The sequence below is a fragment of the Gammaproteobacteria bacterium genome, assembly GCA_029881255.1.
GTDB lineage: Bacteria > Pseudomonadota > Gammaproteobacteria > S012-40 > S012-40 > JAOUMY01.
Genome location: JAOUMY010000008.1, coordinates 94,708 through 108,673, shown reverse-complemented (window position 1 = coordinate 108,673; position 13,966 = coordinate 94,708). Strand labels below are relative to the sequence as shown.

9 protein-coding genes are annotated in these 13,966 nt (G+C 47.3%); 8 read left to right on the top strand and 1 reads right to left on the bottom strand.

Annotated features, from left to right (window positions below; genetic code table 11):
• Positions 1–29: 29 nt before the first annotated feature.
• The 8 genes from OEZ43_15035 (at position 30) to OEZ43_15000 (ending at position 12,786) form a co-directional block, all read left to right on the top strand.
• A complete protein-coding gene (locus OEZ43_15035) occupies positions 30–4,685 on the top strand; it encodes a hypothetical protein (GenBank protein MDH5546906.1) in 4,656 nt (1,551 codons plus the stop codon).
• Positions 4,685–6,712: a tetratricopeptide repeat protein gene (locus OEZ43_15030; GenBank protein ID MDH5546905.1), complete on the top strand. Its 2,028-nt coding sequence runs from the start codon at positions 4,685–4,687 to the stop codon at positions 6,710–6,712. Before OEZ43_15035 ends, OEZ43_15030 begins: the two co-directional genes overlap by 1 nt.
• Positions 6,713–7,168: 456 nt before the next feature.
• Positions 7,169–7,867, top strand: coding sequence for a transposase (locus OEZ43_15025; protein ID MDH5546904.1), 699 nt, complete (start codon positions 7,169–7,171; stop codon positions 7,865–7,867).
• 457 nt (positions 7,868–8,324) lie between these two features.
• Positions 8,325–10,013 (top strand): glutamine--tRNA ligase/YqeY domain fusion protein, encoded by a 1,689-nt coding sequence (locus OEZ43_15020; protein ID MDH5546903.1) that lies wholly within the window; start codon positions 8,325–8,327, stop codon positions 10,011–10,013.
• A 248-nt stretch (positions 10,014–10,261) separates the two neighbouring features.
• The gene (gene asnS, locus OEZ43_15015) at positions 10,262–11,656 is read left to right on the top strand and encodes an asparagine--tRNA ligase (protein ID MDH5546902.1); all 1,395 of its coding nucleotides are present in this window, start codon (positions 10,262–10,264) and stop codon (positions 11,654–11,656) included.
• A 14-nt stretch (positions 11,657–11,670) separates the two neighbouring features.
• Positions 11,671–12,039 (top strand): c-type cytochrome, encoded by a 369-nt coding sequence (locus tag OEZ43_15010; protein ID MDH5546901.1) that lies wholly within the window; start codon positions 11,671–11,673, stop codon positions 12,037–12,039.
• Between the two features lie 14 nt (positions 12,040–12,053).
• Entirely contained in the window at positions 12,054–12,365 is a 312-nt protein-coding gene (locus OEZ43_15005) for a DUF2288 domain-containing protein (protein ID MDH5546900.1), read from the top strand.
• Between the two features lie 199 nt (positions 12,366–12,564).
• On the top strand, positions 12,565–12,786 hold the full coding sequence (locus OEZ43_15000) for a hypothetical protein (GenBank protein ID MDH5546899.1): 222 nt from the start codon (positions 12,565–12,567) through the stop codon (positions 12,784–12,786).
• A gap of 15 nt (positions 12,787–12,801) precedes the next feature.
• Here OEZ43_15000 and OEZ43_14995 read toward each other — a convergent pair whose 3' ends face one another.
• Positions 12,802–13,860, bottom strand: a complete 1,059-nt coding sequence (locus OEZ43_14995) for a thioredoxin fold domain-containing protein (protein ID MDH5546898.1) — start codon at positions 13,858–13,860, stop codon at positions 12,802–12,804.
• Positions 13,861–13,966: the final 106 nt, after the last annotated feature.

Sequence of the window (13,966 nt, the reverse complement as noted above, 5' to 3'; positions counted from 1 at the left end):
GGCGAACGATGAAATTAGGGATGTAAAAGATGCAAATAGCAAGGATACACCGCAGCACGCATTCTATTGTTGTGCAACTGATGATGCTGACACTGATATCGTTTTCCTCGTTCTTTTTTTCCAGTGAAAGCCTGGCGTTTAACGCCAATTTTGATCACTTTGAAACCGGATTTCCGTTAAACGGCCGCCACGCGGCAACGGCTTGTGAAGAATGTCACCAGCGAGGCGTGTTTCGTGGTACGCCGGTAAGATGTCAGTCATGTCATAACGGCAATCGTGCCAGTGGGAAGCATACACAACACATTCCCAGTGACCATACCTGCGATAACTGTCATACCGTATTTTCATGGAAAACGCGGACGGTTGACCACGATTCCATGCGTGGTAGCTGTCAGTCTTGTCACAAAATGGGCATTGCCGGAGAAATGCCGCACGACCACATTCAAGTGCGTAGCGATTGTAATACCTGTCACGGTACCTTGTCCTGGAAGCCGGCGCGCTTTTCCCACCAGGAAGATTTCGAGTGTTTTATCTGCCACAATAACGTGAACGCTAACGGCAAACCGAATCTACATATTCCGAGCAATAACCAGTGCGGTGACTGCCACAATCAGACACGCTGGTCGCCGGTTCAATATGAGCACCAGCAGTCCGGCGATGACTGCCTATCTTGCCACAACAATCAAATTGTCAGTGGTAAACCAAAAGAGCATATTCCTTCCACGAACGCTTGCGTTGACTGTCATTCTACGCGTGGATGGACGGACGCGCAGATGAATCATGACAACCAGGGACAGGCGTGTATTACCTGTCACAATAGCAGCTTTGCCAAGGGTAAAGACAAGAATCATTTGCCTGCCTCCAATCAATGTGAACAATGTCACCAGACAGGTAAGTGGAAACCCGCGCGTGTAGATCATAGTTTCGTCGGAGATCAATGTTATTCCTGCCACAACGGAGGCTATGCCACAGGAAAGCAGGCCGGTCACATTCAATCAGGCAATCAATGTAGCGACTGCCACAGCGTTATCTCATGGAAAGGTGGAAAGGTTGATCACAGTAATATCAGTAGTGGCTGTTTTACCTGTCACAATGGCAAAGATGCTACCGGTAAGCATAATACGCATATTGTAAGCAATAACGATTGTGCCAGTTGCCATAGCTATCCAAGCTGGCGTGGTGCAAAATTCTCGCATAATGAAACAACAAGCAATTGCGTCCAATGTCACAACAATGCAATCGTTGGAGGTAAACCGAATAATCATATTCCCAGCGGAAACGATTGTGAATCATGCCATAACACCACGGTATGGACTGGTGCTCGCGTTAACCACGATGTCGTTGGCGATGCCTGTTACAGTTGCCACAACGGATCAATTTCCTCAGGTAAGAATGAATCGCACATAATCAGTAGTAATGATTGTGCTCTTTGTCATCAATATCCGCGATGGAAAGGTGCGAGATTCGATCATAGTGGCGTAAGTACAGGTTGTTTTCAATGTCATAACAACACCATTGTCGAAGGCAAACCTTCTGATCACATCGCCAGCGGTAACACCTGCGAAAGCTGTCATACGAGCCAGTCCTGGAGTCAGGCACAGGTTGACCATGCTAGCGTCGGCAATAATTGTTATACCTGCCATAACGGACGTGACGCTACGGGCAAGACCAATAATCATATCGTAAGCAATAACGACTGCGCCCAGTGCCATAGTTACCCACAATGGACAAACGCGCGTTTTAGTCATAGTAATGTCACGACGCCGTGCGCCCAGTGTCACGACAACACAATTCGGGAAGGTAAGCCGACAAATCATGTCGCCAGCAGTAGTAGTTGTGAGAACTGTCATAACACGACGAGTTGGACGCCGGTTCAGGTCGATCATAGCCTTATTGTCGACAACTGTTTTACCTGCCATAACGGCGCTATAGCCGGTGGAAAGACAGCGAACCATATAATTAGCAATAATGATTGTGCGCACTGTCATCGTTATCCTGCCTGGTCAAATGCGGTATTCGATCATGCTGAAACCAGTGCCGAGTGCTCGGTATGTCATAACAATACGATTGTGCAAGGCAAACCCGCCAATCATATTGTGAGTAGTGACAGTTGCGCGACTTGTCATACAACGGCGAACTGGAATGCAACAGCCGTCGATCACAGTACGGTTGGCACGAATTGTTTCCGTTGTCACAACGGTGGGCAGGCCACTGGCAAACCGAACAATCATATCGTCAGTAATAATGATTGTGCACATTGTCATAGCTATCCGAATTGGACGAATGCAAGATTTGACCATGTGGATGCGACGGTCGCCTGTGTGCAGTGCCATAACAATACGATTATGTCTGGTAAGACGGCTACACATATCCCGAGTGGTGACGACTGTGGCAGTTGTCACAGTTCAACGTCTAGCTGGATCGGTGCTCAGGTGAATCATGCTACCATCTCGATGGCCTGTTTTAGCTGTCATAACAATACCTATGCGACAGGAAAATCCAATACACACATCATTACTAACAATGATTGTGCCCATTGCCATAGCTATCCCAACTGGACTGGCGCACGTTTTGATCACAGTGAAGCAACCGTCGCCTGTTCTCAATGTCACAATAATGTAATACGACAGGGCAAGGGGACCGATCATATACTGAGTAGTGACGATTGCAGCAGTTGCCATACAACAACCAGCTGGATCGGTGCTACAGTCAACCATGATGCCATCAGTAGTGGATGTTTCAATTGCCACAACGGTACAGGCGCAACAGGCAAGTCCGCCAATCACATCATCAGCAATAACGATTGCGCGCATTGCCATGGCTATCCGTTATGGACAAATGCACGTTTCGATCATGCAGACGCTACTGTGAGTTGTATTCAGTGCCACAACAATGTGATTCGATCGGGTAAGAGCGCTTCGCATATTCCAAGTAGCGATGATTGTGCCTCATGCCATACTTCGACAGCTAGCTGGCTTGGCGCGAGGGTAAATCATGATAGTTTGACCAGTAATTGCTACACCTGTCATAACGGCAGCTTTGCCAGTGGCAAGCCCGCGATACACATAGTCAGTAATAACGATTGCGCCCACTGCCATAGCTATCCGGTGTGGACAGGCGCGCGATTTGATCATGCAGAGGCAACTGTTGCCTGTGTGCAGTGTCACAACAATGTGATTCGTTCGGGTAAGACGCCCACTCACATTCCAAGTGGTGATGATTGCGTATCGTGTCATACCGTGACGACGAGTTGGCTCGGGGCACGCGTGAATCACGATACGCTAAGTGTTACCTGTTTTACCTGCCACAACAGCACATACGCCACTGGAAAGTCAGCGACACACATTATCAGCAATAATGACTGTGCTCACTGTCACACCTATCCGCTATGGACTGGCGCGCGATTTGACCATGCTGAGGCGACTGTTGCTTGCGTACAGTGTCACAACAATGTCATAAAGCCGGGAAAGAGTCCGTCACATATTCCAAGCGGAGACGATTGCTCAGCCTGTCATCGTTCAACGAGCACCTGGATCGGGGCAACAGTTAATCATGATGTGTTGACAGCTACTTGCTTCACCTGTCACAACGGGACCTACGCGACGGGTAAAAATAGCAATCACATTGTGAGCAACAACGATTGTGCGCACTGTCATACGTATCCAGTTTGGACGAACGCGGTTTTTAGTCATGCTGATGCAACAGTTGGTTGCTCAAATTGTCACAATAATGTCATTCGTTCTGGAAAACCTGTTACTCATATACCTAGCGATGACAACTGTGCTAGCTGTCATACTTCGACCTCAAGTTGGTTGGGGGCAACTGTCAATCACAGCACAATTACGACAAGTTGTTTTACCTGTCACAACAATACTTATGCGACTGGTAAGACACCGACGCATATTGCGAGTAACAACGACTGTGCTCACTGCCACTCCTATCCTCTATGGACAAACGCGACCTTTAATCATGCCGATGCGACTGTGAGTTGTGTAACTTGTCATAATAACGTCAGCGTTCAGGGTAAGGGACCGACGCATATCGCAAGCAGTGATAGCTGTGGGGATTGTCACGATACTGTGAACTGGTCCAATGTGAACTTCAGTCATGTGGGTATAACCAGCGATTGTCAGACGTGTCATAACGGAACTACTGCCACCGGCAAAACGAACACGCATATTCCTACCACATTGGATTGTAGCGCTTGTCACCGAAGCAGTGCCTGGAGGCCTAGTACGTTTAATCACTCACAGACCAGCCTCGCGTGCGCAACTTGCCATAATGGCACCTATGCGGTGAAGTACTCGACTTCTCACTTTGTCACCACGGCGGCCTGCGATCGTTGTCATAGCACTACCGGCTGGACACCGACAAAACTCTTTACCCATGAATCGACAAACTATCCTGGCGGGCATGCAGGGCGTCTATGCGTGGCGTGTCATACCAGTAATAGCGAAGTCATTCCATGGCGATCTCCAGCCTATGCGCCGGACTGCGCTGGCTGTCATGCAGGTGATTATGAAGTCACGCAACACAAAAAGACGCAAGTACCTACAACAATATTTTACACAGTAAGCGAGCTCCGTGATTGTTCCGGTGCATGTCATCTTTATAGTGATAATACGTTCACACGTATTCTAACCAGACGCAGCGGCAAACACTCGTCTTCATCGAGGGACTGGTAATGAAAAAATTTGTCCTCCTATTTTCACTAGTCTTGGTTTTTGGTGTTACGCCCAGAACCTACGCCACTTCCCATATGTGTTTTCAACAAGTCGACACATACGGAAATGACGCGCTTCGTATGTTGGAGTTGGAACTTGCGAGTAAGATCAGTATTGCTCATGATCAAATAGAAGATCGTGTTCAGGAAAGACTCGCACTTTCTTTCAAACTAAGGCGAAAGTGCGACAATGCCAATCTGAAATTGGTACTAGAGGAATTGAAAAAACAAAATCTTGTTAAATCGTTTGACGTAAAAACAAAAAAGGGAAAGATTTCGCTTGATATGCAATTCGTCAATCCGCTGCGTACGCGCGTTCACCACGGGCTAACGCGAAATGTGGTGACGTTGGTGTTCTCTTCACCGTCAATGAGCGCGAAGGATAAGTATTACAAACATCAAATGAAGTTGTTAATTGCTGACAGGGCATTGCAAAAACAACGCTACGACGACGCTATTCAATTATTAGAAGGCGTTTTAGCGGAGATATCTCCCAACAGCGCCATTGCGTTGGAAAAACTGGGCGTTGCACGAGAGCGTAACGGCCAGCAGGCTCAGGCAGCGTCCTTGTATCGTCGATTTTTAGATGAATATCCAAAAGACGAAAATATAGTTCGCGTTCGACAGAGGCTTTCAGGACTGTTGAATAATCAATTAGAAGTAAAAGCGCCTATCGTAGCTTTGAACCCGATCCAGCAGAACAAGCCCGGACAGAAAAAAGTGTATGGGGCGTTAAATCAAATGATGCTGGTAACCGATCGACGTGGACTCGATGCCAACGGACTGGAGCAGGCAATGGTTTTATCCGGCATCAATCTCGGTTCTCGCATGACAGACAAGCGAAAAATGTGGCGTTTCGATATGGCAGTGGATCAACGCTATGACCTGGTTAATCGCGCCGGTGAAGGCGTAGAGTTTAATGATGTTTTTTTCGAATATCGTAATAGTGGTACCGGTCTGAAAGCGGGAGGGGGAAGACACAGAGGACTTTATGGCGGCATGTTTGGTAAGTACGACGGCGCGTACCTGGAATATGCGCTGGGTTCCCGTCTTGCGATGGCTGTTGCTGGCGGATTTCCTGTGCGCTTTGATAGTAAGGACAGAATACAATACGAGAAGTATGTAAACACTGCCAGCCTGATATATCGACGTAATGGATGGCAGGTACAGCCTTATGGCGCTTACCAACGGTATAACAATGTGACCGGGAGAGCGGCATTGGGAGAGGAAATAGCGTTTAGTGACCAAAACGGATTTGTACGTCAAGCCTTAGACTACGATGTGTATTTCGAAAAACTCAATCTTATATCTATACAGGGGAACTATCGTTTCTTCGATAAGCTAACTACATATTTTACGGCTGAAATGCGTCGTAGCCCGATGCTTGAGATAGAGAATGCGATGATAGGAGAATTTCGCGTTGATGAGTTTTCGACATTGCAGGAAATCATAGAGATTGATGAGATAAAAAGAAGAGCGGAACTCTATAGTAGTATTAGCGAATATTACAATGCCGGCGCGGAGTACGCTTTTCCCCGTCAACTTAGTATTAAACTCGATGTCTTTCGATCCATCTATTCCTATCGTTATCGGGATGGCGAAAAAGAAGTTAAGGATAGCGATGCTAATACCGACGTGTATGCGTCTGTATCGAAGCGACAAATATACAAACCTTGGAATGATGGAGTTGATCTGGGCGTTAGGTATACTATTTCACGGAATTCCACAAACTATCGTTTTAATTTTCGCTACAGTATGAAGCCAGTTACGAGTTTCGTGATCGACCAAAATGTTATCGCCAGCGTGCGTGTGAGCCATAGCGGCGAAGAATCGTACATCCTGAGACCAGTGATAAAGTTCAATTATCAATGGCAGAAGACTGTATGGAATCAATTGGAACTTGGCTACGAGTGGCAGAGGAATCGTCAACGTCCGGAAAATAATTTTGAACAAGCAGTATTTAATCTTGTTTATCGCTATGCGTTTTGAAGCATACAAACTATCGCTATAAGTATTTATCGGCGGGCTTGGATCGCAAGCATTATTCACGCGCTTTTGCCCGCGTAAAAGCATGTTTCTATATTCGTAGAAGATTCATTGCGACGTAATTTAGCGCTATTTTATTCCTTCAAATTAGCAAAAAAAAATCAACGCTATTTCATTGACATAGATAAATTTTAGAATAAACGGGCGCTATTTTTGGACAGAGTTTAAATTACCGACTGTTTTCTAAAGGTAGGCATAATGATTCTTGTCTATAACCTAAAAGAGATAGGTGGATATCCCAATGTGGGGGCATTCAAAATAGGGACGGACAATGAAAAATTGTTCAGAATATATTCACAAAAACGGGTGATTTGCCTATCAGGTTTTCTTATACTTGTGCACTTATTCTTTTTCGTAGTGTGAAAAATAATAGGCTTGAGCAGTAGCGGAGGTTGTAGTATGCCGAGACAAGCCAGAGTCATCGTGAAAGATCATCCGCATCATATCGTCCAACGTGGACATAACAGAGAATCGGTATTTTTTGACGATGAAGATTATCTTTACTATATCGAGAATCTTCGGTCTCTGAAGTACGAACACAATGTGAAGGTATTTGCCTTCTGTCTGTTTGACAATCACGTCCATCTTATTCTCGATCCAGGTTCTCAACCTGACGCGATCGCGTTGATGATGAAACGGTTAGCAGGTCGTCAGACGCGATTTATCAATCGAAAATACGGGAAGACGGGGACAATATGGGAAGGGCGATATAAGTCCAGCCCTATCGAAACCAAGCGTTATCTCGTTGCTTGTTGCCGTTATATTGAGCTTCATCCCGACAGAATGGAGGGATGTGATGGTTTCGAGCTCTACAAGTGGTCCAGTTACCAGGAGCGCTTTTTGAATCGTTATCGTTGGCTGGATATCTGTGAGTGCTTTGATGAGTTTGGAGATACCGCAGACGAAAAGCAGAGAAATTACCACCACTATTTATTGTCGCCCATAGACAAAGAAGAGTGGAATTTGATCCGCGCAGCGATTGCGAGAGAATCTGCGACCGGTAATTCCGAATTTATACTGAGTATCGCCAAGGTATATGGCCTGCCGGTTGCCAACCGAAAAAGAGGGCGGCCGAAAAAGATTCTCGCCTACAGTTAATACATACAAAACACCAATACAGCCGTGACCCCAGTAACTATACGGGGTCACGATCTGTCTTGTGTATATTAATTACTGCTTGCCAATATGGACTAATTCTCGTCCGTCACCATTTTTCTCCATTTGAAACTCGCTAGATCAGGCTTTATCGTAACTCCGCCTGATACAAGGATAGGGTAACTGGCCATAAGGTCAGGAAGCTCGTCCGATCCGTTCAGGCTTTGCATACCATACGGCCAGGTGGCCTCGGAGTTCCCCTTGCCCGGATCTCCGGCACTTTCGCGAGCACCTCCGAAGTTCCTCCTGCTCGCAGCCGTGTCCCAATCATCGCGATGGAGTGCGATGAGTCAGCCCGCTCTTCGGAGCGGGCTATTTTTTGCTATGTCGTCTCAGGGGCACAAGCTGATATAATTCTGCCCCATTATCAATCACCTCCGAGATCAGGATTAAAGCCGGTATGAGCGACGCAGACCTCAAGAAACCCTCAAATTTCATCCGCCACATCATCGATGAGGACAATGCCAACGGTAAACACGGGGGGCGGGTAGCGACGCGTTTCCCTCCCGAGCCCAACGGATATCTGCATGTCGGGCACGCCAAGTCCATCGTGCTCAACTTTGGTGTTGCCGAGGATTACCAGGGAACGTGCAACCTGCGCTTCGACGACACCAATCCACACAAAGAGAATCTCGAATTTGTCGAGGCTATCCAGAAGGACGTCAAGTGGCTGGGCTATAGCTGGGATGATCGACTGTACTTCGCCTCGGATTACTTCGAGAAATTGTACTCCTATGCAGAACAGTTGATAAAAAAGGGCAAGGCCTATGTCTGTGACCTCAACGCCGAGCAAATCCGCGAATACCGCGGTACGCTGACCGAGGCAGGCAAGAACAGCCCGTATCGTGATCGCTCGGTGGATGAAAATCTGGATTTGTTCCGTCGTATGCGCGGTGGCGATTTCCAGGACGGCGAAAAGGTGTTGCGCGCCAAGATCGACATGGCCTCGCCCAATATCAATATGCGTGATCCAACCCTATATCGCATACGTCATGGGGTCATCCATCATCAAACCGGTTCCGAGTGGTGTATCTATCCGATGTATGACTACACCCACTGTATTTCCGACGCCTTGGAAAACATCACCCATTCGTTATGCACCCTGGAGTTTGAGGATCATCGTCCACTGTATAACTGGTTTCTCGAAGAGCTCGAGACACCCGCACGACCGCAGCAGATTGAGTTCTCTCGCCTGACACTGGAATACACGGTTACCAGTAAGCGGAAATTGACGCAATTGGTATCGGATGGCCATGTGGAAGGCTGGGATGATCCGCGCATGCCGACCATCGCAGGTCTGAGACGTCGCGGTTATACCCCCTGGGCGGTGCGTGAATTTTGCTATCGCATCGGTGTGACCCGCGCCGACAATGTTGTCGAGATGGGGATGCTGGAGGCCTGTATCCGTGATGATTTGAATGAAAATGCCCCGCGTCGTATGGCAGTCTTGCATCCACTCAAAGTCGTTATTACGAATTACCCTGAAGAGCAGGTGGAAATGTTGTCAGTTGCCAATCACCCTCAGAAGGAGGAGATGGGGCGTCGCGAGATTCCTTTCTGCAAGGAAATCTATATCGATCAGACCGATTTCGAGGAGGTGCCACCAAAGGGCTTCAAACGTCTCATCCCTGGCGGCGAGGTGCGACTACGAGGCGGTTATGTTATTCGCTGTGACGAGATCATCAAGGATGGTCACGGCAATGTGATAGAGCTACGTTGTTCCTATGACCCGGATACATTGGGCAAGAATCCCGAGGGACGCAAAGTGAAGGGCGTCGTTCACTGGGTATCGGTACGACACAGTGTTGAGGCGGAGGTGCGCCTTTACGATAGATTGTTTTCGCATCCGACACCGGATGCGGATAAGACAGTCGAGGACTGGAAAGTGCATATCAATCCGGATTCATTGCGCACGTTGACACAGTGCTTTGTGGAGCAGTGTCTCGGCGAGTGTCAGCCGGGAGATGCGTTTCAGTTTGAGCGTGAAGGATATTTCGTGCTGGATCCTATGCATCAGGCGGGAAACAAGCCGGTGTTTAATCGTACGGTCACGTTGCGGGATAGTTGGGCGAAGACCGAGGGGAAATAGTTTGCTTGTTTTAGCTCCGAGCAGGAATCAGCTTGTATTTACGAAACTCGCTGTGAACACGTCCGTGTGCGCTCGACGGCCGCGTCCATGCGGCCGACGGTTTCGTAAACACAAGCTGATTCCTGCCCTCAGTGCCAGACACTACAGATTGATTTGCTTTCAACTACTCCAAAGCTCGAGACCAATACGTCTCCAGCACTAGGCTAGTCAGATCCAATGAAGCGATGAAATAAGGTGGCGATACATTTATGAATGGACATCTGATTAAAGAGATTTTGTCGGGCAAGCTCTCCGTCGACAGTGACGTGGAGTTAAACGGTTGGGTGCGCTCACGTCGTGATTCGAAAGGTGGATTTTCTTTTATTGATCTTCACGATGGTTCGAGTTTTAGTGGTATCCAGGTGATTGCGGATAGCTCGCTCGCGAATTATGAAAACGAGATTCAACAGCTGCAAACCGGGTGCAGTGTTAACGTAAAAGGTAAACTCGTAGCGAGCCAGGGCAAGGGACAATCGGTCGAAGTTCAGGCAAGTGAAATATCAATATATGGCTGGGTCGACGATCCAGAGCATTATCCGGTTGCCAAGAAACGCCATACCTTTGAATATCTGCGCACCATTGCCCATTTACGACCACGCACCAATGCCTTTGGTGCCATCGCGCGAATTCGTCATCACAGTGCCCAGGCTATGCATCGCTATTTGAGTGAACAACATTTTCACTGGGTGCATACGCCGATTATTACAGCGAGTGATTGTGAAGGCGCAGGGGAGTTGTTTCAGGTATCGACGCTGGATATGATGAATTTGCCGCGTAATGAAAACGGCATTGATTACACGCATGATTTTTTTGGTAATCGTTCCTATCTTACGGTGTCCGGTCAGCTCAACGTAGAAGCCTATTGTCTGGCCCTCTCCCGTGTTTATACTTTCGGGCCGACGTTTCGTGCAGAAAACTCCAATACCAGTCGTCATCTCGCTGAGTTCTGGATGATTGAGCCCGAAGTTGCGTTTACGGATTTGCAAGGCGATGCAGACCTTGCCGAAGATTTTCTAAAAAGCGTTGTGCGTAGCGTGCTCATAGAGTGCGAACAGGAAATCGACTTTTTTAACCAGCACCTTTCGAAAGGCTTGATTGATCGTTTGACGCAGATGGCAGACAGCACCTTCGTGCGCATGGATTACACTGATGCGATTGATCTACTCAAGAAATCGGGTAAGAAGTTTGAGTTTCCGGTCGAGTGGGGCAAAGATCTACAATCCGAGCATGAACGCTTTATCGCTGAGGAACATGTGAAAGGTCCTGTCATCATTCAGAATTATCCAGAAGCTATCAAAGCCTTTTACATGCGTCGAAATGAGGATGGCAAAACTTGCGCAGCGATGGACGTGCTGGTTCCGGGTATCGGTGAAATCATCGGCGGCAGCCAACGCGAAGAGCGCCTGGATGTGCTTGATGAAAAAATGGCGGCACAGGGGCTTGGCGACGACTTGTGGTGGTATCGAGACTTGCGTCGTTACGGTACAGTTCCACACGCCGGGTTTGGGCTTGGCTTCGAACGTTTTATTGCCTACATCACTGGTATGGAAAATGTACGTGATGTAATTCCTTTTCCGCGCGTGCCGAAGAGCGCGCCGTTTTAGACTAGGTATTTCAGATGAGAGTTGTATTTGTTCTTTTCATGTTGTTCTTCAGTTTAGCTGCTTGCGATTTCAAGCGTGAAGGCGCTGATATCAATCAAGACACCAATGCTTCCTTATATAAGCTGGCGTATATGAATGGCTGTCTGGAATGCCATCGCGTCAGTGCCACCGTTATCGGTCCGTCTTGGGAAGCGATTGCTGAACGCTATAAAGATGCGTCTTTTGATGATGCCAAAGCGATGCTGGTGAAGAGTGTTAAAGAAGGCAGCAAAGGGCAGTATGTAACGTTTAAAGGAGGAGACGGTATGCCGCCTCTCGAGAAACGGGTGTCCAGTGAACACATAGAACAATTAGTAGAATATATTCTGAGCCTGAAACGCTGAGACGGTATGACAAAATGAATGAAGATTTAACAGACGACGAATTACGTCAGCAGCTGAACAAAGAAACCGGCAAACTCGAATGGCGTGAATTGGCTCCTCATTTTGCGCGTGGTGCAGTAATTCTTGTGGATGCCCATCTAGATCTTATCGAAGTGGCAGCCATAATGGTTCGTGATGACAAGTCAAAAGTAGAGGCATGGATAGAGGAACGAAAAGTCAGGCGCGCCGACGACGAGGACGCGCGACGCTGGAGCACATCACACCATTTGTTCTGGGCTGTAGTGGCTGCGCCATGGGTGGTTGTGCAGGAAGTTGTTGAGAATTGAGACCTAAGTCGACCGGTCGCTATTTAGTCAAAAAATCCAGGTTTATCAACGTCACAGATATAAATTATTGCTATTTGTATAAGTGTGATCTAGCCCGCAGCTCCGCCACTAAACCCGTTCTAAACTCCTTTTTGGGCCTAATCAATGGTCGCCAGACTCCGATAAGGAAAGGAGAAGTCAACCTTGTTGGGGAGGTAGAATGCTGAAACTCAGTACAGACTGGATGCTGTCTCGAATCGCAGATATGCTGTTTATGGCCTTGGCGACCGTGGTTTCAATGTTAGGAGGGTATATTGCCCTGGCAGCATTATTCGCCGCCAAGGGTGTCTTGAGTCTTATCAATCTAGTGGTGATTTATCGCCGCAATCAGCGTTTACGTTTCCAACTTGTAGAGCATCTGTACCGCGATGACCAGGAATAAGAGTATTGCGTTACCTTATTTACGTTCTCCGGGAGCTTCGTCGGCAAAGCGCCAGATGTCCACGTTTTTACCACTCTCACGCAAATGTTCAGCCCGCTCACTCAGATATCGCTGAAAGCTAGGTTCTTTCTTATACGCGCCGCTTAGCACATAATCAAAAATACTCTGAGTGTGAAAATTCTTGAAGAAAGCCTCGGATCGAATAATCTCTTCGCCAAGCTCGTTAAATATAACGATAGACGGTGCAAATTGTATGTTAATTTCTTTTGCCCAAGTTTTTGCGGTTGTTTTCTTTCCTTTTGGTGTTGTGACTGGCGTGGTACTCCACATATCCAATTGAACAACATCGAACTTGGCTATTATGTCCTGCGTGGTTTTGTCGGGCAGCACCTTCGTATGCAAGATATCGCAATTTGGACAATCTTTTTGTTCGAAAAACACGGCTACCGGCTTCTTTCCTTTACGCGTCAAGTCGAAGTTGGCGCTGAAAAAGTTCTCACTGTGAAGCTTCTTCGATGAACTATTTTCTTTGAAGTTGGCTTTTATGTAGTCCCGATAGCTGAATTCTTTTTCTTTCTTCAGGGCCACATAGTCCAGATCATGGGTAAACCGGTCAGGCGATCGATATCCGTTGAGACGAAGAACCACTTCTTGTGACTCATTGAAAAAGACCAGAGTGGGGGTGAACTGAACACGCATTTTGGCGGCGAAGGTTTTTTCTGAATAGGTAGTGCCATCAAAGTCTATTACTTCACGATCTCCCCACATATTGATTGAAACAACGTCAAAATGTTTGCGGACTTTTTCCTGAATGTCTTTTTGCGCCAGGTTGCGATCGACTAATGCATTGCAATAGGGACAACCATCTTGATGAAAGAAGATTAGAAGGCGTTTTCCTTCTTGCGCAGCTTCGGCAACGTCTTCCTTTAAATCAAGAAAACTGTTTTTAAACCAGCTAGGATATTCGGTTTCTTTGGCGCCAAAAAATTTTCCTTTTTCGGTCTCGGCGTAGGAAAACGACGTACTACCGAAAATAATCGTAAGAAAACAAAGAAGAGTTATTAATTGCTTCATCAGTAATCCGATCTGTAACCCATGTGATTTGAGTATACAAGAGACCACGGACTTTTCCAGTAGAGGTGAGGTCAGTGAAGGAAACACATGTGCCAAAACCGGGAAT